The 25,537-nt window shown below is 72.1% G+C and carries 24 protein-coding genes; 8 read left to right on the forward strand and 16 right to left on the reverse strand.

Translation table 11 applies throughout. The features are described 5' to 3' along the window. From ffh to lipB, 4 genes are read right to left on the reverse strand one after another with little or no spacing between them, the layout of a single operon-like run. The gene (gene ffh, locus QWJ90_RS06475) at window positions 1-1,566 is read right to left on the reverse strand and encodes a signal recognition particle protein (protein ID WP_290106877.1); all 1,566 of its coding nucleotides are present in this window, start codon (window positions 1,564-1,566) and stop codon (window positions 1-3) included. Between the two features lie 12 nt (window positions 1,567-1,578). Continuing rightward, entirely contained in the window at window positions 1,579-2,181 is a 603-nt protein-coding gene (locus QWJ90_RS06480; RefSeq protein WP_290106878.1) for a TetR/AcrR family transcriptional regulator, read from the reverse strand. Between the two features lie 20 nt (window positions 2,182-2,201). Next, a complete protein-coding gene (lipA, locus tag QWJ90_RS06485) occupies window positions 2,202-3,191 on the reverse strand; it encodes a lipoyl synthase (protein WP_290106879.1) in 990 nt (329 codons plus the stop codon). Further along, window positions 3,188-3,823: a lipoyl(octanoyl) transferase LipB gene (gene lipB, locus QWJ90_RS06490; RefSeq protein WP_290106880.1), complete on the reverse strand. Its 636-nt coding sequence runs from the start codon at window positions 3,821-3,823 to the stop codon at window positions 3,188-3,190. The genes lipA and lipB overlap by 4 nt, the downstream gene beginning before the upstream one ends. A 296-nt stretch (window positions 3,824-4,119) precedes the next feature. Between lipB and QWJ90_RS06495 the strand changes: the two genes are divergently transcribed. Genes QWJ90_RS06495 through QWJ90_RS06510 form a run of 4 tightly spaced genes read left to right on the forward strand, consistent with a single transcriptional unit; the run spans window position 4,120 to window position 9,018 of the window. After that, a complete protein-coding gene (locus QWJ90_RS06495; protein ID WP_290106881.1) occupies window positions 4,120-5,736 on the forward strand; it encodes an ABC transporter substrate-binding protein in 1,617 nt (538 codons plus the stop codon). An 8-nt stretch (window positions 5,737-5,744) separates the two neighbouring features. Next, window positions 5,745-6,731, forward strand: coding sequence for an ABC transporter permease (locus tag QWJ90_RS06500; RefSeq protein WP_290106882.1), 987 nt, complete (start codon window positions 5,745-5,747; stop codon window positions 6,729-6,731). After that, window positions 6,728-7,525, forward strand: coding sequence for an ABC transporter permease (locus tag QWJ90_RS06505; protein ID WP_290106883.1), 798 nt, complete (start codon window positions 6,728-6,730; stop codon window positions 7,523-7,525). Before QWJ90_RS06500 ends, QWJ90_RS06505 begins: the two co-directional genes overlap by 4 nt. Further along, window positions 7,522-9,018, forward strand: coding sequence for an ATP-binding cassette domain-containing protein (locus tag QWJ90_RS06510; RefSeq protein WP_290106884.1), 1,497 nt, complete (start codon window positions 7,522-7,524; stop codon window positions 9,016-9,018). The genes QWJ90_RS06505 and QWJ90_RS06510 overlap by 4 nt, the downstream gene beginning before the upstream one ends. A gap of 9 nt (window positions 9,019-9,027) precedes the next feature. Here the strand turns inward: QWJ90_RS06510 and QWJ90_RS06515 are convergent, their stop codons facing one another. Genes QWJ90_RS06515 through smc form a run of 4 tightly spaced genes read right to left on the reverse strand, consistent with a single transcriptional unit; the run spans window position 9,028 to window position 15,066 of the window. Further along, window positions 9,028-9,528, reverse strand: a complete 501-nt coding sequence (locus QWJ90_RS06515) for a DUF2004 domain-containing protein (protein ID WP_290106885.1) — start codon at window positions 9,526-9,528, stop codon at window positions 9,028-9,030. Between the two features lie 25 nt (window positions 9,529-9,553). Continuing rightward, a complete protein-coding gene (gene ftsY / locus QWJ90_RS06520) occupies window positions 9,554-10,423 on the reverse strand; it encodes a signal recognition particle-docking protein FtsY (RefSeq protein WP_290106886.1) in 870 nt (289 codons plus the stop codon). A 9-nt stretch (window positions 10,424-10,432) separates the two neighbouring features. Then, window positions 10,433-11,569, reverse strand: a complete 1,137-nt coding sequence (locus QWJ90_RS06525) for a class I SAM-dependent methyltransferase (RefSeq protein ID WP_290106887.1) — start codon at window positions 11,567-11,569, stop codon at window positions 10,433-10,435. Further along, a complete protein-coding gene (gene smc / locus QWJ90_RS06530) occupies window positions 11,566-15,066 on the reverse strand; it encodes a chromosome segregation protein SMC (RefSeq protein WP_290106888.1) in 3,501 nt (1,166 codons plus the stop codon). Before smc ends, QWJ90_RS06525 begins: the two co-directional genes overlap by 4 nt. Window positions 15,067-15,594: 528 nt before the next feature. On the opposite strand from smc, the gene QWJ90_RS06535 reads away from it, so the two are divergent. Together QWJ90_RS06535 and QWJ90_RS06540 are read left to right on the forward strand one after the other, a co-directional pair. Beyond that, window positions 15,595-15,870, forward strand: a complete 276-nt coding sequence (locus QWJ90_RS06535; RefSeq protein WP_290106889.1) for a hypothetical protein — start codon at window positions 15,595-15,597, stop codon at window positions 15,868-15,870. Between the two features lie 101 nt (window positions 15,871-15,971). Then, window positions 15,972-17,045, forward strand: a complete 1,074-nt coding sequence (locus QWJ90_RS06540) for a GNAT family N-acetyltransferase (protein WP_290106890.1) — start codon at window positions 15,972-15,974, stop codon at window positions 17,043-17,045. 78 nt (window positions 17,046-17,123) lie between these two features. On the opposite strand, the gene QWJ90_RS06545 is transcribed toward QWJ90_RS06540, so the two are convergent. Continuing rightward, a complete protein-coding gene (locus tag QWJ90_RS06545; protein WP_290106891.1) occupies window positions 17,124-17,972 on the reverse strand; it encodes a 3-hydroxyacyl-CoA dehydrogenase in 849 nt (282 codons plus the stop codon). A gap of 110 nt (window positions 17,973-18,082) precedes the next feature. On the opposite strand from QWJ90_RS06545, the gene cofD reads away from it, so the two are divergent. Next, window positions 18,083-19,048, forward strand: a complete 966-nt coding sequence (cofD, locus tag QWJ90_RS06550; RefSeq protein ID WP_290106892.1) for a 2-phospho-L-lactate transferase — start codon at window positions 18,083-18,085, stop codon at window positions 19,046-19,048. A 24-nt stretch (window positions 19,049-19,072) separates the two neighbouring features. On the opposite strand, the gene QWJ90_RS06555 is transcribed toward cofD, so the two are convergent. Next, window positions 19,073-19,735: a SatD family protein gene (locus tag QWJ90_RS06555; protein WP_290106894.1), complete on the reverse strand. Its 663-nt coding sequence runs from the start codon at window positions 19,733-19,735 to the stop codon at window positions 19,073-19,075. A 97-nt stretch (window positions 19,736-19,832) separates the two neighbouring features. Here QWJ90_RS06555 and QWJ90_RS06560 point away from each other — a divergent pair, with 97 nt between their 5' ends. Then, window positions 19,833-20,249 carry a YccF domain-containing protein gene (locus tag QWJ90_RS06560; RefSeq protein WP_290106895.1) on the forward strand — a complete coding sequence of 139 codons (417 nt, stop codon included), beginning with the start codon at window positions 19,833-19,835 and terminating at the stop codon, window positions 20,247-20,249. A gap of 75 nt (window positions 20,250-20,324) precedes the next feature. Here the strand turns inward: QWJ90_RS06560 and mutM are convergent, their stop codons facing one another. From mutM to QWJ90_RS06590, 6 genes are all read right to left on the reverse strand, one after another. Next, window positions 20,325-21,254, reverse strand: a complete 930-nt coding sequence (mutM, locus tag QWJ90_RS06565) for a bifunctional DNA-formamidopyrimidine glycosylase/DNA-(apurinic or apyrimidinic site) lyase (protein WP_290106896.1) — start codon at window positions 21,252-21,254, stop codon at window positions 20,325-20,327. Continuing rightward, window positions 21,247-21,927 carry a ribonuclease III gene (gene rnc, locus QWJ90_RS06570; protein ID WP_290107080.1) on the reverse strand — a complete coding sequence of 227 codons (681 nt, stop codon included), beginning with the start codon at window positions 21,925-21,927 and terminating at the stop codon, window positions 21,247-21,249. Before rnc ends, mutM begins: the two co-directional genes overlap by 8 nt. A gap of 26 nt (window positions 21,928-21,953) precedes the next feature. Next, a complete protein-coding gene (gene rpmF / locus QWJ90_RS06575; RefSeq protein ID WP_156241481.1) occupies window positions 21,954-22,163 on the reverse strand; it encodes a 50S ribosomal protein L32 in 210 nt (69 codons plus the stop codon). 2 nt (window positions 22,164-22,165) lie between these two features. Continuing rightward, a complete protein-coding gene (locus QWJ90_RS06580) occupies window positions 22,166-22,720 on the reverse strand; it encodes a YceD family protein (protein WP_290106897.1) in 555 nt (184 codons plus the stop codon). A 77-nt stretch (window positions 22,721-22,797) separates the two neighbouring features. Then, window positions 22,798-23,298: a pantetheine-phosphate adenylyltransferase gene (gene coaD, locus QWJ90_RS06585; RefSeq protein WP_156241483.1), complete on the reverse strand. Its 501-nt coding sequence runs from the start codon at window positions 23,296-23,298 to the stop codon at window positions 22,798-22,800. A gap of 25 nt (window positions 23,299-23,323) precedes the next feature. Continuing rightward, complete coding sequence (locus QWJ90_RS06590; RefSeq protein WP_290106898.1) at window positions 23,324-25,495, reverse strand: ATP-dependent DNA helicase RecG; 2,172 nt, start codon at window positions 25,493-25,495, stop codon at window positions 23,324-23,326. Window positions 25,496-25,537 lie beyond the last annotated feature (42 nt).

Raw genomic sequence — 25,537 nt, forward strand, 5'->3', positions numbered from 1 at the left:
TCAGCCCTTGCCGAACAGCTTCTGCAGCTCGGCCAGGTCCGCCTCGGTGGGCTGCGGCGCGCCGCCGGCACCCAGGCCGAAGCCCGATCCGGTGGGCGCTGTCGGCACCTCGGGCAGGGCGGAGTTCTCCGCGGCGCGCTTCGCGGGGTTTCCCGACCGCGAGCCCTGGCTCTTCTTGCCCTTCTTGCCGCCGCGCTTCGCGGAGGCGCCCGGCTTGCCCATGCCGGGCATCGCGCCCATGCCGGGGATGTTGGGCGTGCCGCCGCGGGCGACCGTCTTCATCATCTTCGCCGCCTGCTCGAAGCGCGTCACGAGCTGGTTGACGTCGGTGACGGTCATGCCCGAGCCGCGGGCGATGCGGAGGCGGCGCGAGCCGTTGAGGATCTTCGTGTTCGTGCGCTCGGCTGGCGTCATCGAGCGGATGATCGCCTCGGTGCGATCGATCTCGCGCTCGTCGAAGTCGTCGAGCTGCTGCTTCATCTGGCCCATGCCCGGGAGCATCCCGAGCATCTTCTTCATGGAGCCCATCTTCTTCAGCTGCTGCATCTGCTGCAGGAAGTCGTCGAGCGTGAACTGATCGGTCGCGAACTTCTCAGCGACCTTGCGGGCCTCCTCCTCGTCGAAGGCCTGCTGCGCCTGCTCGATGAGGGTGAGGATGTCACCCAGGTCGAGGATGCGGCTGGCCATGCGGTCGGGGTGGAACTCCTCGAGGTCCTCGAGCCCCTCGCCCGTCGACGCGAAGATGATCGGGCGCCCGGTCACGGATGCGACCGAGAGCGCGGCACCGCCGCGCGCGTCGCCGTCGAGCTTCGACAGCACGACGCCGGTGAAGTCGACGCCCTCCTGGAAGGCCTTCGCCGTGTTCACCGCGTCCTGGCCGATCATCGCGTCGATGACGAACAGCACCTCGTCGGGCTGCGTCACCCGGCGGATATCGGACGCCTGCTTCATGAGCTCGGCGTCGACGCCGAGGCGGCCGGCGGTATCGATGATGACGATGTCGTGCTGCTGGCGGCGAGCGTGCTCCACACCGTCGCGCGCCACGCGCACCGGGTCGCCGACGCCGTTGCCGGGCTCGGGCGCGTAGATCGCCGCGCCCGCGCGCTCTGCCACCACCTGGAGCTGGTTCACCGCGTTGGGGCGCTGCAGGTCGGCGGCGACGAGGATCGGCGTGTGCCCGTCCTTCTCGAGCCGGCGCGCGAGCTTGCCGGCGAAGGTGGTCTTGCCGGATCCCTGGAGGCCGGCGAGCATGATGACCGTGGGCGGGGTCTTCGCGAAGGCGAGACGACGCTGCTCGCCGCCGAGGATGCCGACGAGCTCCTCGTTGACGATCTGCACGACCTGCTGCGCGGGATTCAGCGCCTTGTTGACGTCGTCGCTCAGGGCGCGCTCGCGCACGCGGGCCGAGAACTCCTTCACGACCTGCAGCGCGACGTCGGCGTCGAGCAGGGCGCGACGGATCTCGCGGACGGTGCCGTCGACATCCGCCGCCGACAGCTTCCCCTTCGTGCGGAGATTGCGGAAGGTCTCGGTGAGGCGGTCGGAGAGCGTGCCGAAAGTAGCCATGATGAGTCGATTTTACCCGGCCGCGGGCGGGTTCGCGCGCCGCGGGACCGCGGGCGCCACCGCCAGGGCCGCCGCGACCACGTCGCGCAGCGAGCTGACGCCCGGGCCGGCGTGCGCCCAGTGCCGCAGGGCGCTCACCACGGCTCCCGCGTAGCCGGCGCCGATGACGTCGGCGGCGAGCGGATCCTGCCCGCCTCGACGCAGCGCGGCCGACAGCAGTGCCGCCACCCTGGCCATCCGCACCGCAGCCTCGCGCTCGAGATCGGCGGCGATCCCCATCGCGTCGGCGTGAGTGAAGGCCAGCGCGAGCGCGTCAGGACGCAGATCGTCGGCGAAGGCGAGGATGGCGCGGTGCAGGTCGGCCGTACCGAGCGGCGCCCCAGATGCCTGGAGGTCGTCGGCCAGTTCGTCGAGGCGCTCGTCGAGTCCCGCCCACAGCAGCCCCGATTTGGAGCTGGCGTAGTTGAAGAAGCTGGACCGGCTCACGCCGGCACGGTTCGCGATGTCCGCGATGGAGGTGGCGTCGAACCCCTGCTCGAGGAACAGCTCGCAGGCCGCCTCGGCGAGCGTCTCGCGCGAGGACGCTCGGGGTCGCCCGGCTCTCGAAGTGGCCATCCGACCCAGGCTAGCGGCCCTCAGACCGCCTGCGCGAAGCCCAGGTCGGCGCCGGCGGCGATGTGCGCGAGATGCGGCGGGATCTCCCGTCCCTTCGACGCCATCGACTGCGCCCACAGCCGGCCGGCCCGATACGACGAGCGCACGAGCGGACCGGCGAGTACGCCGAGGAAGCCGATCCGCTCGGCCTCCTCCTTGAACGCGACGAACTCCTCCGGCTTCACCCAGCGCTGCACCGGCAGATGCCGCGGCGACGGCCGGAGGTACTGCGTGATCGTGATGATGTCGCAGCCGGCGTCGTGCAGGTCGCGCAGCGCGTCGACGACCTCGTCGGGCGTCTCGCCCATCCCGAGGATGAGGTTGGACTTCGTGATGAGGCCGGCATCGTGCGCCTGCGTGATGACGTCGAGCGACCGCTCGTACCGGAAGGCGGGGCGTATGCGCTTGAAGATGCGCGGCACCGTCTCCACGTTGTGCGCGAACACCTCCGGACGCGCCTCGAAGATCTCACCGAGGAGCGCGGGATCGCCGTCGTGCTCGTTCGCGAGCAGCTCGACGCCGGTGCCGGGGTTGAGGTCGTGGATCCGCCGCACGGTCTCCGCGTTCAACCACGCCCCCGTGTCGGGAAGGTCGTCGCGGGCCACGCTCGTGACCGTCGCATAGCGCAGCCCCATCCGCCGCACGCTCTCGGCGACCCGTCGCGGCTCGTCGATGTCGTACTCCGCGGGCTTGCCGGTGTCGATCTGGCAGAAGTCGCAGCGGCGCGTGCACTGGGAGCCGCCGATGAGGAACGTCGCCTCGCGGTCCTCCCAGCACTCGAAGATGTTCGGGCAGCCGGCCTCCTGGCACACCGTGTGGAGATCCTCGCTCTTCACGAGCGCATGCAGCTCGCGGTACTCCGGCCCCTGGCGCGCGGTGGTCTTGATCCACGACGGCTTCCGCTCGATCGGGGTCTGGGCGTTCCGCACCTCCAGCCGCAGCAGCCGCCGACCATCCGGCGCCGCACTCATGCCGCCACCGCCGCTTCCTCGGCGGCGAACGCCGCGACCACGGCGTCCACGACGTCCGCGGGCCTCACCCGGCGTTCGGTCTCGGCGCTCATGGTGGTGACGCCGGCGTCGGCGATGCCGCAGGGGACGATCTGCGAGAAGCCGTCGAGGCCGTTGTCGCAGTTGAGGGCGAAGCCGTGCAGCGAGACACCTTCGGTGACGCGCACGCCGATGGCTGCGACCTTGTCATCGCGCCCGTCCCCGACCCAGACGCCGCTGCGCCCGGCCACGCGACGACCGGCCACATCGTGCTCGGCGACCGCCGCGATGAGGATCCGTTCGAGACGCCGCACGTGGTCGACGACGGCGTGGGGCTGCGGCAGGCGCAGGATCGGGTAGCCGACCAGCTGTCCAGGGCCGTGCCAGGTGATCTTCCCGCCCCGGTCGACGTCGATCACGGGGGTTCCGTCGCGCGGGCGCTCGTGCGGCTCTGTGCGACGTCCGGCCGTGTACACGGGCTCGTGCTCGAGGAGGATCAGGGTGTCGGCCCTCTCCCCCGCGACCACCTCGGCGTGGATCCGGCGCTGGAGCGCCCAGCCCTCCTGGTACGGCACCCGATCGGGCCCGAGACCCGCCACCAGCACGTCGATCACCACTGCTCCCCCTTGCGTTGCATTTCTGGATGGCGTCCAACAATAGCGCGCGATGTCGAAGCTGCGGCCGCGCTCCGACGGATCACGCCCGCTCGCGACGCCGACTCCGAGACCGCGTCCACGCTCCTGGACCGCGCCTCCCCTCGCAGAGAGGATGCGCGGCGTGCTGTCTCGGAGCGTCGGCGCGGAGTCGCCCGCGGAGCTCGAGCCACCCGGCACTCGACACGCTTGGCGAGCCGGCATTCCTCCGGCGGAGTATCTTGGACTCCGTCCACTTTTCCTCGTCGAAAGCCGTCATGCCCTCTCGCGCCCTCGCCGCCGCCGCCCTCCTGGCCCCGCTCGTCCTTCTCGCCTCGTGCGCCGCACCCGATGCCGGCGAGGAGGCCACCCCCGAGGAGGGCGGCACGCTCGTGTACGCCACCGGCGACGCGGAGCCGACCTGCCTCGACCCGCACGTGGGCGGCAACTACCCGCAGGCGCTGCTCAGCACGCAGTACCTCGAGCCGCTCTTCGGCCGCGACGCCGAGGGCGCGATCCAGCCGTGGCTCGCCACCGACTGGGAGACCTCCGGCGACGGGCTGACGTGGGATCTGACGCTCCGTGACGACGTCTCCTTCACCGACGGCACGCCGTTCGACGCCGAGGCCGTCAAGGCGAACATCGAGCACCTGCAGGACCCCAGCACCGCCTCGTCGACGGGCTACCTCGCCGTGGAGCAGATCGACGAGATCGAGGTCGTCGACGCAGCGCACGTGCGGCTGCGCCTCTCGACGCCGAAGTCCGCTCTCCTCGAGGCGCTCAGCCAGCCATGGACGGCGATGGAGTCGCCCGCCGGCATCGCCCGCGGCCAGGACGAGAACTGCCAGGCCCCGATCGGCACCGGTCCGTTCGTCGTCGACGAGTGGGTGCCGCAGCAGCGCGTCGTGCTCTCGCGCAACGACGACTACGTCGCCACGAACCCCGAGGCCGACCACGACGGCGCCGCGCACCTCGACGGCATCGAGTGGCGTTTCATCCCCGACGCCGCGACCCGCCAGGCCGCCCTCGCCTCTGGCGAGGTCGACGTCATCGACAACCCGCTGCCGTCCGACATCGTGTCCGCGGAGGGCCAGGGCATCGAGCACATCGACGCACCGCGTCCCGCGTCGTCCAACCGCATCGAGCTCAACAGCGCACAGGCGCCGTTCGACGACATCCGCGTGCGCGAGGCGTTCGTGCGCGCGGCTGACCCCAACCCGGGCATCGAGTCGCTGTTCCTCGGCACCGCCGAGCGCTCCTACTCGCCGCTGTCGAGTATGGAGCCTCTCGCCTACGCCGACCCGGCGCTGTTCGAGACCGATGCCGACGCGGCATCCGCGCTCCTCGACGAGGCCGGATGGACCGAGCGCGACGACGACGGGACGCGCCTGAAGGACGGCGAGCGGCTCACCGTCCGCTTCCCCGTGTCGACGGACCAGTCGACGGCCGCCGAGCAGTCGCTGTTCGAGCAGATCCAGGAGAACGCCGCCGGCGTCGGGTTCGACGTGGTGCTCGACCCCGTCGACCTCTCGACCTGGTACGGCGCGCTGGGCGCCCACGAGTACGAGGCCGTGAGCGCGCCGTACACGACGGTCGGACCCGACGTGCTGCGCATCCTCTACCACTCCTCGGGAACCGTGCCGGCGCCATCCGGGTACTTCGCCAACCACGCGATGCTGCAGCTGCCCGAGCTCGACGAGGCGCTGGACGCGGCGGCCTCCGCCCTCGACCCCGACGAGCGCTACACGGAGGCGCAGCGGATCGTGCTGGAGAGCTACGCCGTGCTGCCGCTCTACGACCAGCAGAACCACTTCCTCGTGAAGGGGGCGACCGGCATCGCCACCCTCGGGACCGTCGCGACGCCGACGTTCGTGAACGCCCAGCTGACCGACTGACGCAGCGGATGGCGGCGATACGGTGGCTTGCCGCGCGCTTGGCGCGCGCGGTGCTCGTCGTGTGGATCGTCGCGACCGTGGTGTTCTTCGCGCTGCGCGCGTCGGACGATCCGCTCGAGGCGATCCTCGGCGGCCCCGGGTCGCAGGCGGGCCCGGAGGCGGTCGCGGCGGCGAAGCGCGAGTACGGGCTGGATCAGCCGCTCCTCGTGCAGTACGCGCTGCAGCTCGGCCGGGTCGCCACCCTGCAGCTGGGCGACTCGTACGCCCGGCGCCAGAGCGTCGCGGAGCTCATCTGGCAGCAGCTGCCGTCGACGCTCGTGCTGGCCGTGCTCGCGCTGGCTCTCGCGTGGGTGCTCGCCGTGATCGGCGCGATCATCGCGACGACCGCGCGCGGGCGGGTCGGCCGCGTCGTGAACGCCCTGCTCCGCGGGGTCGAGATCGCCGCCACCGTGATGCCGCAGTTCTGGCTCGGCGCGGTGCTCATCCTCGTGTTCGCGTCGACGCTCGGCCTCCTGCCCGCCACGAGCGCTGGCAGCTCGCCGGCGGAGCTCGTCCTGCCCGTGGTGACCCTCGCCATCCCGATCGCGGGTTTCCTCGCGCAGGTCTCGCGCGACGCGCTCCTCGAGGCCGACCGCACCCCCTTCGCCACCAGCGCCCGGGCCCGCGGCGCCGGCGAGCCGCGACTGCTGCTGCATCACACGCTGCGTCATGCGTCGCTGCCCGCCCTCGCGCTGTCGGGTTGGGCGTTCGGCAACCTCCTCAGCGGCGCAGTCGTCGTCGAGGTGCTGTTCGCACGCCCGGGGCTCGGCCGGCTGCTGCAGGAGGCGGCGCTCGCACGCGACGTGCCAGTCGTCATCGGCGCGGTGTCGATCGTCGCGGTGCTGTACGTGGCGGTCATCGTCATCGCCGACGCCGCCGAGCTCCTGGTCGACCCGCGACTGCGCGGACCGCGCCCCGCGGCGGTCCGCATGCCCGACGTGGCGGTCGGCTCATGAGGGCGCGTCTGGGATGGCCGGGGATCGTCGCGCTCGTCCTCCTCGCTCTGCTCGTCGTGGCCGTGGTCGCCCCGGGCGTGCTCGCCCCGCGGGATCCCCTCGCCATCGATCCGGCCGCCGCGTTCCTGCCGCCGTCGGCCGGCCATCCGCTGGGCACAGACGAGTCGGGGCGCGACGTGCTCGTGCGCATCGTGCACGGGGCCGCGGCGTCGGCAGGCATCGGCGTCTGGGCGACCACGCTCGGCATCGGGCTCGGCCTCGTCATCGGGTTCGCCGCCGCATTGGGGCCCCGGTGGCTCGAGGCCGCGCTGGGCCGCATCGTCGAGGTGCTGTTCGCCCTCCCCACGCTCGTCATGGCGCTGCTGCTCGTCGCCGTGCTCGGCGCCGGCACGCAGAGCTCGGTGCTCGCGATCGGGCTCGCCACGGCGCCCGGCTACGCGCGTGTGCTGCGGTCGCGCGTGCAGGGCGTCGCCCGCAGCGACTACGTCGGGTACGCGCGCCTGGAGGGGACGCCCGCGGGGACGGTCTTCCTGCGGCACGTCGTGCCGAACACGCTCTGGCCGCTCGTCGCCACGGCGACCCTCGGCATCGGGCAGGCGATCGTGTGGGTGTCGGCGCTGAGCTTCCTCGGTCTGGGCACACCGCCGCCGTCGCCCGAGTGGGGCGCCATGCTCGACGCGGGCCGCGTCTACATCTCGTATGCACCCTGGCTCACGGTGTTCCCGGGGCTCGCGATCGTCGCCACCGCGACGGTGCTCACGGTGCTCGGCCGACGTCTGGGAGGCGCACGATGACGCTGCTCGAGGCCGCGGGACTCCGCGTGACGCTGCCCGGTGCCGGCGAGGTGCTGCGGGGCGTGGATCTGACTCTCGCACCCGCCGAGTGCCTCACCGTGGTGGGCGAGTCCGGCGCGGGGAAGTCGGTGCTCGCGCGAACCCTCCTCGGCCTCACCCAGCAGGATCCCGGCGCGCGGGTGACCGCTGAGCGGCTGTCCTTCGACGGCCGCGACGTCAGCCGGCTGGGGGCGGGCGGATGGCGCCGCCTGCGCGGGCAGGACATCTCGCTCGTCCTGCAGGATGCACTGCAGTCGCTCGACCCGCTCCGCACACTCGAGGCCGAGGTGGGCGAGGCGCTCGCCGTCCGCGGCGTCCCCCGCCCACGACGCCGGGCCCGGGTCACCGAGGCGCTGGAGAGCGCAGGGCTCCCCGACGCCGGAACTCGCCTCGGCCAGCGTCCGGGCGAGCTGTCGGGCGGGATGCGCCAGCGCGCGCTGATCGCGTCGGCCGTGGTGGGCGGCGCGCGGGTCATCATCGCGGACGAGCCCACCACGGCCCTCGATGCGACGACGGCCGTGCACGTGCTGGCGCTCCTCGCCCGGCTGCGCGACGAGGGAGCTGCGCTCCTGCTCATCAGCCACGATCTGGGAGCGGTCGCGCGCGTCGCCGACCGCATCGCGGTGCTGTCCGCCGGCGAGGTGGTCGAAACCGGCCCGCGTGCGGCGCTCCTCGCCGAGCCCGCGCACCCCGTCACCCGCGCGCTGCTCGCGGCGCGGCCCTCCGGCGCCAAGCCCGCGCCGGCCACCGCACCGGGCGGCGACCTCATCACAGGCACCGGGCTCACCCGGCGATACCGCTCTCCCCACGGGGCCACGGTCGCCGCGGTCGACGGCGTGGATGTCGTCGTCCGCGCGGGCGAGACGCTCGGCGTCGTCGGCGAGTCGGGGTCGGGGAAGTCCACCCTCGCGCGCCTTCTCATCGGCGCCGAGGCGCCCGACGCCGGTTCGCGCACGCTCGCCGATCCCGCGCCGCGCGTGCGCCTGGTGCCGCAGGACCCGCTGGCGTCGTTCGACCCGCGCCACGACGTCGCGCGCATCCTGCGCCACTCGCGCCGCCTCGGCGCGCCCGAGCCCGCCGAGCTCCTCGCCCGCGTGGGACTCGACTCGGCCCTCCTGCGCCGCCGCCCCGCGCAGCTCTCCGGCGGGCAGCGTCAGCGCGTCGCGATCGCCAGGGCGCTCGCCGGCCGCCCCGACGTGCTCGTCTGCGACGAGCCGGTCTCGGCGCTCGATGTCACCACGCAGGCCGGCATCCTGCGGCTGATCGCGGATCTGCAGCGCGACGAGGGACTCGGTGTCGTCTTCATCTCCCACGACCTCGCGGTCGTCCGGATGGTCAGCGACCGCGTGGCGGTCATGCGAGCCGGGCGGGTGGTCGAGACCGGCGCCACCGAGAAGGTCTTCGCGGCTCCCGCGCACGCCTTCACGCGCGAGCTCATCGCGGCCGCGGGCTGATCCCCGCGCCTACTCTGCGCTGGTGACCGAGTGGATGCCGCCGTCGCTGCGGAGGTTCACCAGCAGCACGTCGTCGGTGGCGTCGGGGTCGAGCGCGTACTCCAGCACCGCGAACGGGTCGGCGCCCCCGTGCTCATCGGCGAGGATCGTCATGCTCATGAGGTTGAGCGAGCGGATGATGTCGACCGCCGCATCGCCGGAGATGTCGACGAGCAGCTCCTCGAGCGCGTCACCGAGGGTCTCCTGCTGCATGATGATGTACTCGGTCACCTCGCTGGCCCGATTGTCGACCTCGGCGAGCATCGCCTCGCGGCTGCGCCGGTCGACCTCCTCGAGCGAGGCCACGATGGATGCGGCGGCGTCGAGCGCCTCCTTCGAGACGTCCTCCTGGTCGGGCGCGGTCAGGTCCACCGACACGGTCTGGTCGCCGAGCTCGACGTTCTCCGACCAGAAGATCGAGCCGTCGGGGCCGGATTCCAGAAGCCCGAAGAAGTCGTGTTCGATCGCCATGTCGTCAACTCAACCATCCGCGCCGTCAGTCGACAAGCGACGCAGCGAACACGTGCGGCGTGAAGCCGGTGAGGTCGCCGATGCCCTCGCCCTGCCCGAGGAGCTTCACGGGGATGCCCGTGCGCTCCTGCACGGCGAGGACGAATCCGCCCTTCGCAGAGCCGTCGAGCTTGGTGAGCACGAGCCCGGTGACACCGGCGTGCTCGAGGAACGCCTGCGCCTGCATCACGCCGTTCTGACCGGTCGTCGCATCGAGCACGAGCAGCACCTCGCTGATCGGCGCCTGCTTCTCGATGACGCGGCGGATCTTCGTGAGCTCGTCCATGAGCCCGCCCTTGGTGTGCAGGCGACCGGCGGTGTCGACGAGCACGATCTCGGTGCCCGTGCGCTTGGCGTGCTCGATGGTCTGGAAGGCGACGGACGCCGGGTCCTGGCCCTCGCGGTCCGGCCGCACGATCGCGGCGCCGCCGCGCTCAGCCCATGTGGCGAGCTGCTCCACGGCGGCCGCGCGGAAGGTGTCGGCCGCGCCGACCACCACCGAGCGGTTGTAGCGGCGCAGGAAGTGCGCGAACTTGCCGATGGTGGTGGTCTTGCCCACGCCGTTCACCCCGACCACGAGCACGACGGCCGGGCGCTCGGTGAGCTTCAGCGTCGTGTCGAACTTCGCGAAGTGCTCCTCGAGCGTCTCCTTGAGCATGCGCTGCAGGTCGCGCGGGTCGGTGGTGCGGTACCGCTCGACCTTCTCGCGCAGCTCCTCGACGATCCGCTCGGTGATGTCGGGGCCGAAGTCCGCCGTGAGAAGGGCGGTCTCGAGGTCGTCCCACGTGCTCTCGTCGATCGTGGGCTTGACGAACATCCCGCGCAGCGCGCGCCCGAGTGACCACTTCTCCGCCATGATCCCAGCCTAGTTCGCGGCGCGCGTGGAGACGGTCACGGTGAAGCGGCTGTTGCGCGCGGCCTGGCGGGTCGGGCCGACGAGGCGCTGCAGTGCGGGGCGGTAGCCGAGCGGCGAGTTCCACACGCACCACAGCTCGCCGCCCGGCCGCAGCACGCGCGCGGCGTCGGCGAACAGGCGCGGCGCGATGGCGGACGTGACCGCGGCACCGGAGTGGAACGGCGGGTTGAGCAGCACGAGGTCGGCCGAGGCGTCGGGGCGGCCGGAGAGCGCGTCGTCCTGCACGACGTGGATGCGCTCGGCGCCGTTGGCGGCTGCCGTCGCACGAGCGGAGGCCACCGCCGCCGCGGACTGGTCGGAGGCGATCACCTCCGCGTCGGGATGTGCGAGCGCGTAGGCGGTGGCGAGGATCCCGGTGCCGCAGCCGAGGTCGATGACGCGATCGGCGGCGGGCATGTCGGGAAGGAACTCGAGCAGGAAGCGCGTGCCGATGTCGACGGACGCTCCCGCGAACGCGGCGCCGTGCGCGACCACCGTCAGCCCGACGTCCTCGTGGCGGACGACTCTCGGCCATCCGCTCGCCGTCGCCGGCAGCGGGCCGGAGGCGTGCAGCACGCGGCTCTTGCTCGCGGCCCTGCTGGCCTGCACGTCGCCGAAGTGGCGGGCGAGCACGCCGTTCATGGCCAGCGTCATGTGCTTGATGCGTCCACCGGCGACGACCGCGACATCCGCCGCCGCATGGGCGGCGACGAGCCCGGCGATCTCGTCGAGGGCGTCCAGCGCTCGCGGCAGCTGCAGCAGCACGAGCCGCGCGCCGCGCACGAGCTCGGGGCCCAGCGGAAGCTGCTCGGCCGCGGACAGGTCGACGCCTCGCTCGTCCGCGTTCCGCTCCAGCGCCCTCCGGCCCGTGATGGAGTCCTGGTGCACGCGCACCCGGAACCCGGCGGTCACGAGCGGCAGCGTGAGCGCGCCGTAGCGGTCCCCGATCACGACGACCTCGCCGCCGGTCGTCCGCTCGAGCGCCGGCCCTGCCTGGGCGAGGATGAGCCGATCGCTCGCGTCGGCCGCGACGAGATCGTGCGCTTCGACATCCGGGCGTCGGCGGAGCCCCGGCGCGATGGCGTCGAAGCCGTCGAGGACGGTCACGAGGCCATCCGCTCGCCGACGCGCTGTGCGACACGCTGACCGACCACGGCGGAGACACCGTCCTGCCGCATCGACACCCCGTAGAGCGCGTCGGCGATCTCCATGGTGCGCTTCTGATGCGTGATGACGAGCAGCTGACTCGACGCGCGCAGCTGCTCGAACACGCCCAGCAGGCGGCCGAGATTCGCGTCGTCGAGAGCGGCCTCCACCTCATCGAGGATGTAGAACGGGCTGGGCCGCGCCTTGAAGATCGCGGTGAGAAGGGCCACCGCCGCGAGCGACCGCTCGCCGCCGGAGAGCAGCGACAGGCGTTCGATCTTCTTCCCCACCGGACGCACCCTCACCTCGATGCCGGTGGCGAGCAGATCGTCGGGGTCGGTGAGCGAGATGCTGCCGGTGCCGCCGGGGAAGAGGATCGGGAAGACCTCCTGGAAGGCCGCGCGGGTGTCCTCGAACGCGTCCGCGAAGATCGTCTGCATCCGCTCGTCGAGGTCGGCGATGATCGTCATCAGGTCTTTCCGCGTCTGCACGAGATCGTCCAACTGCTCGGTGAGGAACCGATGACGCTGCTCGAGGGCGGCGAACTCCTCCAGGGCCAGGGGGTTCACCCGCCCGAGCTGCGAGAGCTTCCGCTGGGCGTCGCGCAGACGGCGCTCCTGCGCTCGGCGGTCATATGGGGCGGCCGCGCCCGCCTCGTCGGGGACGGGCTGGTCGGGCCCGTACTCGGCGACGAGGACCTCCTCCGACAGCCCCAGCTCGCTCGCGACGCGCTCGAGAAGCGCGGTGAGGTGGAGCTTCTTCTCGTGGATCTGCAGCTCGATGCCGTGCACGCTCTCGGTGAGCCCGGTCAGCCGCTCGCGCACCTGGCGCTCCTGCTCGCGCAGGTCGCGCAGCTCCGCGGTCATCGCCGAGCGCGCGGCCTCGGCCTCGGCGAGCGCGAGGCGCGCCTCGGTCGCGGAGCGGTCGACGGAGTCCAGGAGGGGCGGCAGGTCGGCGGCGACCCCCGCCGCGATCTCGCGCTGGCCCCGGCGGATGACCGCACGCCGAGCCGCCTCCGCGGCGGCGGCCTGCTCCCGCTCGCGCTGACGCTCGAGGCCCGCGGCACGACCCTCGGCCGCGCGCACGCGCTCGCGCAGCGCCTCGATCTCCAGTCGTGCGGCGACCTCGCTCTCACGCGCGGTCTCGAGCGCGCGCAGCAGCGGGTCGCGACCCGACGCGTCGAGCACCGGACGCGGCTGCTCGAGTGCCGCGTCGAGGTCGGCCGCAGCCCGCCGTGCCTTCTCCTCCGCCTCGGCAACCGCACCCGCCGCCTGGTCGATCCCCGCCTCGAGGCGCTCGCACTCCGCGATCGCGGCCTCATGACGCATCGTCACGCGGTTGACGTGCTCGGCGTGCTGGGCGAGCTGGGCATCATGCTCGCGCAGCTCCTGCAGGCGCTCCCGGGCCGACCGACGCGCGCCCTGCAATCGCTCGCATGCGTCCTCGCGCGCTGCGGCCAAGGTCGCGAGCGTCTGCTGCAGCTCGGCCAGCCGCTCGCCGGCCGCATCGCGCTCGGCCTGCAGCTCGAGCCGCGACCGGTCGCCGCCGCTGCCCGCGCGCAGCGTGTGGGTCGTGCAGACCTCGCCCGCTCGCGTCACCGCCGTGAGCCCGTGATCTGCGCCGGCGAGTGCCGACCGTGCCGCCGCCAGGTCGTCGACCACGACGACGTGCGTGAGGAGTCCGCGGATGCCCTCCGGGGCGGTGACGACGTCGGCGGCGGGGATCCCGGCGCTGCCGTCAGCACGGGTGAGCGCATCGGCGGTCAGGGCGGGGTCGGCGATGACGACGTCGATCGCGCCCACTCCCTCCGCCTGCCGTGCGGCGGCGAACGCGGCATCGGCATCGTCGACGAGCAGCCCCTCGGCCAACGGACCGAGGACCGCGGCGATGGCTGCTTCGAACCCGGGCCGGACGTGGACGCTCTCCCCCACCAGGCCGCGCACGCCGGGCGCGCCCTGCGCGATCAGGGCGGCGGCGGCGTTCCGCACGTCGAGCGCGCTCCCGAGCGCGGCGACCTTGGCCGCAAGAGCGTCGGCCTCCCGCTCGGCCGCGCGGTGCTCCTCGCGCAGCCGGTCGACCGCGCCCTCCGCTTCGGTCGCCGCGCGCTGCGCGTCCTCGTAGCGAGCCTGCATCCCCGCCGCCGCTCCCTCGGAGACCGTGGCGTCGTCGAGCTCCGCGAAGGCCGCCCCCGCTTCACGGCGCCGCTCGTGAGCCGCGTCGAGGGCGTTCTGCTGGCGGAGGACCCCGCCGCGCACGGCGGCGAGTGCCTGCTGGGCCGCCTCCGCCGCGCCGCGCAGCGTCGTCACCCGCAGGTCGTGGGCCGCGACCGCCGCGCTCTGCTCGGCGATCCGCACGTCGAGGGCGTCGAGCTCGGCGCGCGCGGCTGCCACCCGGCGGGCGGCGTCGATCGCGGCGTCCTCGGCCGCACCCACCCGGTCCCGGGTCTCGACGATGCGCGCGCGGGCGGCATCCACGTCGCTCGCGCGCACCGTGACCTGCGCGGGTGCGGTCTCGTCTGCTGCGAGCATCGCGAGCCGCTGATTCGCCAGGGTGTAGAGACCGCGAAGGCGCTCCTGCACCTGCTCGAGCCCGAAGAGCGTGCGGCGCGCCTCATCCACGCCCTCCGCGTTCTGCTCGCGTTCCAGCACCGCGATGCGCGTCTTCACGGCGTCGGCTCGCTCCTGCAGCACCAGTCGCTCGGCGTGCCGTTCGTGCTCGTCGCGGGCGTGATCGGCGAGCGCCTGGCGCAGCTGCACGACGTCGTCGGCGAAGATCCGCGCCTTGGCGTCGCGCACCACCGCCGCGATCGTCTGGGCCTCCCTGGCGATCTCGGCCTGGCGTCCGAGAGGCTTCAGCTGCCGGCGGATCTCCCCGGCGAGATCGCTGAGCCGGGCGAGGTTCTGCTCCATCGCCTCGAGCTTGCGGACGGTCTTCTCCTTGCGGCGGCGGTGCTTGAGGATGCCGGCGGCCTCCTCCACGAACCCGCGACGCTCCTCGGGCGTCGCCTGCAGCACGGTGTCGAGGCGCCCCTGCCCCACGATGACGTGCATCTCGCGTCCGAGGCCGGAGTCGCTCAGCAGCTCCTGCACGTCGAGCAGTCGGCACGACTCGCCGTTGATGGCGTACTCACTCGAACCGTTGCGGAACAGCGTGCGACTGATCGTCACCTCGCTGTACTCGATGGGGAGCGCCCCATCGGCATTGTCGATGGTGAGCTGAACCTCCGCGCGGCCGAGGGGCCCTCGCGTGGCGGTGCCGGCGAAGATGACGTCCTCCATCTTCCCGCCGCGGAGCGTCTTGGCGCCCTGCTCTCCCATCACCCAGGCGAGAGCGTCGACGACGTTCGACTTGCCGGAGCCGTTGGGGCCGACGATCGCGGTGACCCCCGGTTCGAGCGCGAAGGTGGTCGGCTGCGCGAAGGACTTGAACCCCTTCAGGGTGAGGCTCTTCAGATGCATCCGCGGGCCTCCTTCCCCGTCCCCGCCTGGGAAAACCAGGGTTCACGGTACCCGAACATCCCTGCGGATCCGGAAAGCGGCGACGGCTCGTCGGAAAAGATCCTGAGAATCTGCTTGACGCGGAGCTCCTCCCCTCAGTAACGTGTCTGCTCGCACGATCCCATCGCCGAGCATCAGCCGGCCCGCGGCATGAGAGGAGGAAGCCGACATGGACATCACGCAGAACCCAGACACGACGCGCACAGCGTCCGCGGCTTCCGTCCCCGTCGCCGGGCGACGACTCAGCGGGATCACTGCGGGCGGACTCCGTCCGACGCTCCGCCGTTCGTAGCGCAGCTCCCGCTTCTCCGCACCCGCCGACCGTCGGCCGTCCGACTCGGCCCGATGCCGCGCACCGCCAGCCCGGGCATCCGGGTGCTCGGCTGAGCGCATCTCTCCGCCGTCCCCGGCATGCACGGGGTCGCTCCCGTTCCCCTCCGGAACATCACCCGCCCTGCGCTGCGGGGCACTCCCACGAAGGAAACCATCGTGAACACCATTCACCTGTCCGTGTCCGCTCACCCCCCGCAACCGGGCGTGCTCTCGGCACTGCCCGCGCGCACGCCTCGCACCTCGCCCGCCGACAGGCTGGCGATGTGGCTCGGCCTGCGGCTACTGCTGTGGAGCACGCGCCCCATCGACCAGGCCGAGGTCCAGCGCCTGCACGAGCGTCGGCGCATCGCCGCCGCCGCCCGCGCCGAGCACGACGCCGCGCTGTCCCGCAGCGCGGCACGGTACGGCATCCACTGGACGAACATCCGATGACCCACGCCGACCGCCAGCAGGGCGCCCCGCGCATCCGCCGCGGGGCGCCCTCCCCCCGACCGGAGCACGACCATCCGTCGCCCGGAACCGAAGGAGCCGCCATGACCTGGCGCATCGATCGCATCGCCGTCCCCGAGTCGCTGGAGTCCGCGGACGCCGCCGACCTCACCGCCTTCGTCGCGCTGGCGAACGCCGCCTGGCGTCGCGACTCGGGCACAGACCTCCACGACGACGACCCCGCCGACATGCTCAGCCGGTGGCAGGAGCAGACCTACCACCGGACGACCGCGATCGTCGCGCGCGACGGCGACGACCTCGCCGCGACCGGCACGCTCGACGTCGAGCTGTCCACCGAGCGGACGGCCGAGGTCGATGTCGCCGTGTCCGACCGCCACCTCGGCACGGATGCCGGCGACGCCGTGCTGGCCGCCCTCGAGGACCTCGCCCGCGAGCAGGGCCGCACCGTGCTGCAGAGCTGGACGATCCACCGCGCCGACACGGAGGGCGAGCGGCTCGTGCCGCCGACCGGCGCCGGAGCGATCCCGGCCGACGACGAGTCCACCCGGCGCATGCTGCGCGCCGGGTACGTGCTGGGGCAGGTCGAGCGCAACAGCGTCTTCGACCTGCACGGGTCGTACGAGGCCGTCGACCGCCTGCTCGAGCAAGCCGAGGAACGCGCGGGCGACGAGTACCGCGTGGTGTGGTGGACGGGTCGCACGCCGGGCGAGCACGCAGAGGGCTACGCGCGGGCCATCGCGCGGATGAGCACCGACGTCCCGGTCGGCGACATGGCGGCCGAGGAGCAGGTGTGGGATGCCGCGCGCGTTCTCGTGCGCGACGACCGCCTTCTCCGCGCCGGCCAGCTGATGGGCGTCACGCTCGCCGTGCACGTGCCGTCGGGCGAGGTGGCGGCGTTCAACGAGCTGCAGATCGGCGCCGATCGCACCCGCCCGACCTCGCAGTGGGGCACGCTCGTCATGCCCGAGCACCGCGGCCGCCGCCTGGGCGCGCTCGTGAAGTGCGTCGGCCTCCGCAACTGGCACGACGCGGTGCCCGAGTCGCCGTGCGTCTCCACCTTCAACGCCGAGGAGAACCGGTACATGCTCGACGTCAACGAGGCGGTCGGCTTCCGCCCGGCCTCCTATGCGGCGGCGTGGGAGAAGAACCTCTCCTGATCGACCGCGGAAAGCGGCGACGGTCGCCGCGAGACCGCAGCGGATGGCCGGGGCCCGGCCCCGGCCATCCGCTCGGACTCATGCGTAGTCGTAGAAGCCGTGCCCGCTTCCGCGACCGAGGCGACCCTGGTCGATGTAGTCCCGCTTGAGGATCTCGGCGAACTCCCGCTGCTCGGGGTCGTCGCTGTCCTTGTTGAGGTTGTAGGGGGTCTGCATCCCCACGACGTCGAAGATCTGGAACGGGCCGAGCGGCGCACCCGTAGCGCGACGCCAGGTGAGGTCGATGGTATCGACGTCGGCGACGCCTCGCACGTACAGCTTCGCGGCGGCGTCGAGGAGCGGCACGAGGAGCGAGTTCAGCACGTAACCCGGCTGCTCCTTCTTCACGCGGATGGGGACCATCCCGATCTCGTCCGCGAACTGCGCGACAGCCTCGAAGGCGTCCGCGTCGGTGCCGGCGTGTCCCATCACCTCGCCGGTGTTGTTGCGCCACACCTCGTTCGCGAAGTGCAGCGCGAGGAAGCGATTCGGGCGCCCGGTGGCATCGGCCATGTCGCTCGGCAGGAGGGTGGAGGAGTTGGTGGCGAAGATGGTCTTCTCGGGCGCCACGGCGCCCACCTTCGCCCAGGTGTCGCGCTTGCTGTCGAGGCGCTCGGGCACGGCCTCGATGACGAGGTCGGCGTCGCTCAGGGCGTCGGACAGGTCGGAGGTGGTGCGGATGCGCGCGATGGCGGCGTCGATCCGCTCGCTTGTGGCATCGGGCAGGTCGCGGAGGTAGAGAGGCCGGAGGTACTCCCACCGCTCCGGCAGCTTCGCGAGGATCTCGTCGCTCAGGTCGTAGGCGACGACGTCCTTGCCGTGGTACGCGGCTTGGAGGATGATCTGCGAGCCGAGCACGCCGGTGCCCAGGACGGTGAGGTTCTGCATTGTGCGCCTTCTTCCATTCAGGTGGATAGCCTCGGATGCCGGTCTACTCCCCTCGTCTGAGGGGCCTCCCAGAGTCATACCCAGGATGCGACCGTGGGTAACGTGGACGAATGCGCTACACGGTGATCGGCGGCGGCGTCGGCTGCGCCCGCTTCGTCCTCGGACTGCGGGAGTTCGTCCGCCGCTCGAGCGGGCACGACGAGATCGACGTGGTGGTGAACACGGCCGACGACTGGTGGGTGTCGGGCCTGCGCATCTCGCCCGATCACGACAGCTTGCTGTACGCACTCGCCGGCGTGAACGACCGCGACCGCGGCTGGGGGCGCGCCGGCGAGTCCGAGCGGGTCGCGCACGAGCTCGCCGCCTGGGGGTCGGTGCCCGAGTGGTTCACGCTCGGCGACCTCGACCTCGGCGCCCATATCGCCCGCACGGCATGGCTGCGCGACGGGGCCACCGTCTCGGATGTCTACGCCCGTCTCGCGACGCGGTGGGAGCTGGGCGCGACGCTGCATCCCGCGACCGACAGCGAGATCGACACCCACGTGCACACCGCGGATGGCCGGACGATGCACTTCCAGGAATGGTGGGTGCGCCATCGCGCGGCGGTTCCCGCGACTCGCTTCGAGCAGGCCGACATCGCGCTCTCGGCCCCGTCGGATGGCGCGCTGCGGGCGATCGCGGATGCCGACGTCATCCTCCTCGCACCTTCCAACCCCGTCGTGTCGATCGGGCCGATTCTCGCCGTGCCCGGCATGCGCGACGCGCTGCGGGCAGCCTCGGCCCCCATCGTCGGCGTCTCCGGCATCATCGCCGGTGCGGTCGTGCGCGGGATGGCCGACGCCTGCCTCGCGGCGGTGGGCGTGCGGACGTCGGCCGAGGCGGTCGCACGGGTGTACGGGGCGCGGTCAGCGGGTGGGCTGCTCGACGGCTGGCTCGTCGATGAGACCGACGCGGATGTCGTCGGCCCCCTCGCGGCCGACGGCATCCGCACCCGCGCAGTCCCGCTGTGGTTGCGCGACGCGGACAGCTCTGCGCAGGTCGCGGCCGACGCGCTCGCGCTTGCCGCGGACCGGTGAGGAAGGCTGGCCGCGAGACCCGCGTCAGTAGACGCGGCGAGGACGCACGCCCATCTCCAGCGTCTCGGCGCCGAGCCGGAGCGCGAGGACCGAGGGCTTGTTGAGCGTCTGCGACACGGCGGAGGGCGACACCCGCTCGATCTCCGCGATCCTTTTCTGCGGATATCCGCACCAGAGGAGGAAGACCGCGCGGCGTGCGCGCGGCGCGATGTCATCGATGAGATGGTCGCGGGCCGCGAGGTACGCGTTCACCGGCCCCTCGATCGCGCGCTCGTGCGCGGAGGAGTCGGGGTCGACGAGGAACCACGAGCGCGTGCTGGGCAGGCGCGTGTCGGCGAGCTCATGCGCGCGGTCGACCGCGTCACGCGCTGCCCACCAGCCCGGGCCATCCTGGATCCGGTCGCCCAGGCGCGACTCGACCGGGACCATCCCGCCCAGGCCGATGCCGAACCGGCACCCGACGCCGTCGGGAAGGGCGAGCTGCAGGTACAGGGTCGAGAGCAGCGCGTCGTCGACGGTGCGGAAGGCGGCCTGGAATTCGTCGCCCACCGTGGGGTACCACTTCTGCAGCGCCCAGGGGTAGGTCCGATCGACCTCCATGGCGGCCTGCTCGACGCCGCGCTGCACGTCGTCTCGCGATGCCGACTCCCGCGAGGAGATGATGTCCGCGATCACTGCTACCGCCATCAGTGAAGCATATCACTGAATATCGTCCCGGCTTAAGCATCTGCGCTTAACCAGCGGGTGCTGTTCATGCGGGCGCCGCATCTGTCACGATAGCGGCATGGGCATCCTCCGACTGATCCTGAACGTCATCTGGCTGCTGTTCGCCGGTCTGCCGCTCGCCGTCGCGTACGCGGTGGCGGGCGCGATCTGCTGCGTGCTCATCGTGACGATCCCCTGGGGCGTCGCGTCCTTCCGCATCGCCAACTACGTGCTGTGGCCGTTCGGCCGCACTGTCGTCGAACGCCCGTCCGCCGGCATCGGCTCCGCGATCGGCAACGTCATCTGGCTCCTGGTAGCCGGCGTCTGGCTCGTCATCGGCCACATCGTCAGCGCGGCCGCGCTCGCGGTCACGATCATCGGCATCCCGCTCGCCCTCGCGGAGCTGAAGATCATCCCCGTCACGCTCACCCCCCTCGGCAAGCGGATCGTGCCCAGCGACGCGGCGTTCGCGACCCTCGGCTCGATCCGGATCTGAAGGCGACCGCCGTCCGCGGTCCGAGGGCGACGTCATAGCCGAGGGCCGGCGCGTCGCCGCGGGTGGCCTGCTCCATCACCCGCTCAGACTGTTCCGCCGTCGCTGGCAGCGCGGGCAGAAGTGGCTCGAGCGATTCGTGAAGGCGACCCGCACGATCGGGGTGCCGCATCGTGGGCAGGGCTGGCCCTGTCGTCCGTAGGCGTTGAGACTGTGCGCGAAGTAGCCTGCCTGGCCGTTCACGTTGACGTACTGCGCATCGAAGCTCGTGCCGCCCTCCGCGAGGGCGCGGTGCAGCACCGAGCGCACCTCCGCCAGCAGTCGCGACACCGCACGCGTCGACAGCGCGGATGCGGGCGTCTCGGGGTGGATGCGGGCGGCCCACAGCGCCTCGTCGGCGTAGATGTTGCCGATGCCGCTGACGACGACCTGGTCGAGCAGCACGCGCTTGACGGCGGACGACCGCCGAGCGAGGTCCATCGCGAACGCGGCGTCGTCGAAGGCGGGGTCGAGCGGGTCGCGCGCGATATGAGCGGCTTGCGACGCGACGAGCGGCACCGCGCTCCCCCGGCCGCCCGGCGCGCCGTCGGCCGTGGCGACGAGCGCGTCCACGGCGAGCGAGCCGAAGGTGCGCTGGTCGGCGAACACCACGGCGAGCTCGCCGTGGTCGGGATGGTCGATGCCGATCCGCACGCGCTCGTGCCGCTCCCGAGGGGCGTCGGGAGCGCGCAGCAGCAGCTGCCCGCTCATGCCGAGGTGCCCGACCAGCCCCTCCGCGGGTGCCTCCGCCGCGCGACCCGCCTGGTCGAGCGTCAGCCAGAGGAACTTCCCCCGCCGCACGGCGGCGCCCACCGCTCGCCCCTCGAGCCGGGATGTGAAATCCACCGGGGTCCCGATGTGACGCGTGAGCGCCCGGGCGTCGAGCACCTCGACGCCCGAGATCGTCGCGCCGACGACGGCGGGCTCGAGCCCCGCCCGCACCACCTCGACCTCGGGGAGCTCAGGCATCTGCGGCCGGCGCGCTCAGCGCGTGCCACGCCGTCAGCGCGGCCGCCATCTCCGCCTGCTTCTTGCTGGTCCCCTCGCCGGTGGAGACATGCTCGCCGACCGTCACGGTCGCCGTGAACCGACGATCGTGGTCCGGTCCGCGTGCGGCGACGGAGTAGGCGGGAGCCGTCGTGCCGAGCTTGGCGGCGAGCTCCTGCAGGCTCGTCTTCGGGTCGACGGCCGCTCCGTACCGTGCGGGGTCGGCGAGCAGCGGCTCGATGAGCCGCAGCACGAGCGCCGATGCCTCCTCGGCGCCGGCCGAGAGATAGGCGGCGCCGAAGATCGCCTCGGTGGCGTCGGCCAGGATCGAGTCCTTGTCGCGTCCGCCGGTGCGCTCCTCGCCGCGGCCGAGCTTGAGGTACTGCCCCAGCTCGAGCCCGCGCGCCACCTCGGCGAGGGCGACGGTGGAGACGACGCTGGCGCGGCGCTTCGCGAGCGCGCCCTCATCAAGGTCGGGAAGGCTCCGGTAGAGCATCGTCGTCACGGCGAGGCCCAGCACGGAGTCGCCGAGGAACTCGAGCCGCTCATTGTGCGGGATGCCGCCGTGCTCGTACGCGTAGGAGCGATGGGTCATGGCCAAAGCGAGAAGCTCGGCGTCGATCTCGACGCCGAGCTTCTCGGAGAGTGGCCGCAGGTGCGCCACGAGGAGGTGTCCGCCGCTCAGGCGTCGGCGACCTTGCGGCCCTTGTACTCGAGGAACAGCTCGGTGCCCTGCGAGTCCGTGACGACCTTGGCCTGGTGCGGGCGGCTGTAGACGACCTTGCCGTTCTCCACCGTCTTCACGAGCGTGGGGACCTCCGCCTTCCACTGCGCGCGGCGCGAGCGGGTGTTGGAACGGGAGACCTTCCGCTTCGGGGGGTTACCTGCCATGACTAGCTCTCTTCTGTGTTCGGGGCGGCGGATTCCGCCGATCCATCCTGGTCTGTGAGTTCTTGGAGCGCGGCCCACCGAGGATCGACGGGCGCCTGCTGCGCGGTGCCGGTGCTCTGCGCCATCCGCTCGCCCGTGACCGGGTCGAGTCCGGGGCAATCCGGCTGGCACACCGGCTGAAACGGAAGCGACAGAACGACCGCATCCCTGACCAGAGTTTCAAGATCCACGTGGTCGTCTTGAACCTCGAAGTCAGCAGTTTCCTCTCCAGGATACTCGAAAAGCTCCTGGAACTCGACTTCGAGCGGTTCGGCGATGTCGCGGAGGCACCGCCCGCACACGCCTTCAAACACGGTGTCGAGTTCGCCGCTCACGAGGATGCCCTCGTGCACGGACTCGAGGCGAACGTCGAGATCGAGCTCCTTCCCCTTCGGGACGGACACGATCCCCTCGCCCCACTGCTCCGGGGCCGGGATGGTCAGGGTGTGTTCGCGCATCTCGCCCGCCTTGCGGACGATGTCGCGGACGGGCAGCACGAAGGGCCCGGAATGTCGCATTCTCACGGGCATCAAGCCTACCGGTGCGTGGGATGGCCGGGGCCGCGGCGCGCGCGGCGAGCCCACTCGTCCGCGGCTCAGAGCTCCTTGGAGGTCACGCTCTCGAGGTAGCGCGCGACCGGAGCAGGCACGTACGGCGAGACGTCGCCGCCGAGACCGGCCACCTGACGGACGAGCGAGCTCGACACCACGGAGTGTGCGGGGTCGGCGAGCAGGAACACGGTCTCGACGCCGGCGAGGTGGTTGTTCATGATCGCCATCGGCGTCTCGTATGTCACGTCGCCCTGCGAGCGGATGCCCTTCACCAGCACGCCCGCGCCGACCTCCTGCGCGTAGTCGACGAGGAGACCCACGCTCCAGGCGCCGACGACGATCCTGCCCGGCAGTCCGGCCTCCGCTATCGACTGCTCCAGCAGCTGCAGGCGCACCGCGATGGGCAGCATCCCCGCTTTGTCGGGATTGTGCACGACGAGCACGTGCAGCTCGTCGTACAGCGACGCCGCCCGTCGGATCACGTCGAGATGGCCGAGGGTGGGCGGGTCGAAGGAGCCGGGGACGACGGCGATCCGGTTGCTCATGCCGTCAGCCTACCCAGCGCCGTCGTCAGCTCTTTCCGAGCGCCTCGCGCTCGGCCTCGCTCACGCGGCGCGCGAGCGCCTGCGCCAGACCGGGGTGAGCCTCCAGGGCCGGGTCCTCGGCGAGAATGCGGTCGGCCTGGTCGCGGGCGCGCGCGATGACGTCGCGGTCCTGCACGACGCGCAGCAGGCGCAGCGACGAGCGCGACCCCGACTGCGCGTCTCCCAGCACGTCGCCCTCGCCGCGCAGCTCGAGGTCCACCTCGGCCAACTCGAACCCGTCGAGGGTGGCGGCCACCGCGTCGACGCGCTCGCGCGCGGGCGTCCCCTCGTCGGCCTCGGTCACCAGCAGGCAGAGTCCGGGAACTCCGCCTCTGCCCACCCGACCTCGCAGCTGGTGCAGCTGGGAGACGCCGAACCGGTCGGCGTCGAGGATGATCATCGTCGAGGCGTTCGGAACGTCGACGCCGACCTCGATGACGGTCGTGGCGATGAGCACGTCGATCTCGCCGCGCGAGAACGCCTGCATGATGCGGTCCTTCTCCTCCGCCGGCATGCGCCCGTGGAGCACCGACATGCGCGTGCGCCCGAGATGCGGGTGGCTGCCGAGCAGCTCCGCGACCTGGGCGACTCCCCACCGCGGCCCCTGGGGGCGCTCGCCCGCCAGCACGGGCGCGGCCGGCTCATCCTCCTCGGCGTCCTTGCCCTTCTTCGAGACGTCGATGGCGGGGCACACGACGAAGACCTGCCGCCCCTTCCCCACCTCCTCGTACGCTCGCTCCCAGACCCGCTCGAACCATCCGGGGCGCTGCACGGGGGCGACGAAGGTCTCGATGCCCGCGCGACCGGCCGGCATGGTGCGGATGGTCGACACCTCGAGGTCGCCGAAGACGGTCATCGCGACCGTGCGCGGGATGGGGGTCGCGGTGAGGACGAGGGCATGCGGGCTCGAGCCCTTCGCGCGCAGCGTCTCGCGCTGATCCACGCCGAACCGGTGCTGCTCGTCGACGACGACGAGGCCGAGGTCGGCGAACGTCGTGCCCTCGCTCAGCAGCGCGTGGGTGCCGACGACGATGAGCGCCTGACCCGAGGCGACGCGCAGCGCGGCCTTGCGACGGACGGCCGCCGGCATCTGGCCGGTGAGGAGCGTCGGCATGAGCAGGGGCGCGAGCTCCGGACCCAGCATCTTCGTGATGGAGCGCAGGTGCTGGCCGGCGAGCACCTCCGTCGGCGCGATGAGCGCAGCCTGCCCGCCGGACTCCGCCACCTGCAGCATGGCGCGCAGCGCGACCAGCGTCTTGCCCGAGCCGACCTCGCCCTGCACGAGCCGGTTCATCGGCCATCCCTGCACGAGATCGGCGGCGATCCGCTCGCCGACGACGCGCTGATCTTCGGTGAGGGAGAACGGCAGCGTCGCGTCGAACCGCTCGAGCAGCCCGCCCGGGGCGGCACGGCGCTCGGTCGCCGCCATCGCCCGCACGAACCACCGCTGCTGGGCGAGCGCCGTCTGCAGCACGAGGGCCTCGTGCATGCGGAGGGTCCGCCGCGAGGTCTGCACATGCGCCTGGTTCATCGGCCGGTGCACGCCCTCGATCGCCTCCGCCGCTGGCATCAGCGACTCCGCGACGCGGAAGTCGATGTCGAGCGGCTCGGGGTATCCCTCGAGGTCGTCCAGGCACTTCGCGACCGCCTTCTGGATGTCCCAGGTGGCGATCGATGCGGTGGCCGGATACATCGGGATGAGCTGACCGGCGTACTCGCGTGCCCGCTCGTGGTCCTCGCCCTCGTCCTCATCGAAGAGCTCGTAGTTCGGGTTCGACAGCTGCAGCGTGTCGCGGTACCTGCCGACCTTGCCGGAGAACACCCCCCGGCGGCCGGGCCTGAGCTGATCCTTCCGCCACGGCTGACCGAAGAAGGTGAGCGTGATGGTGCCCTCGCCATCGCTGATGACGGCCTCGACGATCGTGCCCTTGCGCTGGCGCATCGACCGCACTGACACCTGCTTCACCTGCGCCACGATCGACACGGTCTCGCCGAGGGGAAGGCCCGAGATGGGCGTCAGCACGCCCCGGGACTCGTAGCGACGCGGATAGTGGGCGAGCAGATCGCCCACGGTGCTCATGCCGAACGCTCGCGAGTACTCGCCAGCGGTCTTCGCCCCCAGCGCCTGCGCGAGCGGGGTGTCGAGCGTGAGCGCCATGCCCTCGAGTCTAGGAGGGGCCTCCGACACGCTGCGGATATC

Origin of the sequence: Microbacterium oryzae, assembly GCF_030406385.1 — a bacterium.
GTDB classification, from domain to species: domain Bacteria; phylum Actinomycetota; class Actinomycetes; order Actinomycetales; family Microbacteriaceae; genus Microbacterium; species Microbacterium oryzae_A.

Coding starts and splice junctions, on each gene's coding strand:
- QWJ90_RS06560 (WP_290106895.1), top strand. CDS start 19,833: ATGGGCATCCTCCGACTGATCCTGAACGTCATCTGGCTGCTGTTCGCC.
- QWJ90_RS06510 (WP_290106884.1), top strand. CDS start 7,522: ATGACGCTGCTCGAGGCCGCGGGACTCCGCGTGACGCTGCCCGGTGCC.
- mutM (WP_290106896.1), bottom strand. CDS start 21,254: ATGCCTGAGCTCCCCGAGGTCGAGGTGGTGCGGGCGGGGCTCGAGCCC.
- QWJ90_RS06500 (WP_290106882.1), top strand. CDS start 5,745: ATGGCGGCGATACGGTGGCTTGCCGCGCGCTTGGCGCGCGCGGTGCTC.
- lipA (WP_290106879.1), bottom strand. CDS start 3,191: ATGAGTGCGGCGCCGGATGGTCGGCGGCTGCTGCGGCTGGAGGTGCGG.
- QWJ90_RS06495 (WP_290106881.1), top strand. CDS start 4,120: ATGCCCTCTCGCGCCCTCGCCGCCGCCGCCCTCCTGGCCCCGCTCGTC.
- ffh (WP_290106877.1), bottom strand. CDS start 1,566: ATGGCTACTTTCGGCACGCTCTCCGACCGCCTCACCGAGACCTTCCGC.
- cofD (WP_290106892.1), top strand. CDS start 18,083: ATGCGCTACACGGTGATCGGCGGCGGCGTCGGCTGCGCCCGCTTCGTC.
- smc (WP_290106888.1), bottom strand. CDS start 15,066: ATGCATCTGAAGAGCCTCACCCTGAAGGGGTTCAAGTCCTTCGCGCAG.
- ftsY (WP_290106886.1), bottom strand. CDS start 10,423: ATGGCGGAGAAGTGGTCACTCGGGCGCGCGCTGCGCGGGATGTTCGTC.
- QWJ90_RS06480 (WP_290106878.1), bottom strand. CDS start 2,181: ATGGCCACTTCGAGAGCCGGGCGACCCCGAGCGTCCTCGCGCGAGACG.
- QWJ90_RS06580 (WP_290106897.1), bottom strand. CDS start 22,720: ATGCGACATTCCGGGCCCTTCGTGCTGCCCGTCCGCGACATCGTCCGC.
- QWJ90_RS06590 (WP_290106898.1), bottom strand. CDS start 25,495: ATGGCGCTCACGCTCGACACCCCGCTCGCGCAGGCGCTGGGGGCGAAG.
- QWJ90_RS06555 (WP_290106894.1), bottom strand. CDS start 19,735: ATGGCGGTAGCAGTGATCGCGGACATCATCTCCTCGCGGGAGTCGGCA.
- QWJ90_RS06515 (WP_290106885.1), bottom strand. CDS start 9,528: ATGGCGATCGAACACGACTTCTTCGGGCTTCTGGAATCCGGCCCCGAC.
- QWJ90_RS06505 (WP_290106883.1), top strand. CDS start 6,728: ATGAGGGCGCGTCTGGGATGGCCGGGGATCGTCGCGCTCGTCCTCCTC.
- coaD (WP_156241483.1), bottom strand. CDS start 23,298: ATGAGCAACCGGATCGCCGTCGTCCCCGGCTCCTTCGACCCGCCCACC.
- rpmF (WP_156241481.1), bottom strand. CDS start 22,163: ATGGCAGGTAACCCCCCGAAGCGGAAGGTCTCCCGTTCCAACACCCGC.
- QWJ90_RS06545 (WP_290106891.1), bottom strand. CDS start 17,972: ATGCAGAACCTCACCGTCCTGGGCACCGGCGTGCTCGGCTCGCAGATC.
- QWJ90_RS06540 (WP_290106890.1), top strand. CDS start 15,972: ATGACCTGGCGCATCGATCGCATCGCCGTCCCCGAGTCGCTGGAGTCC.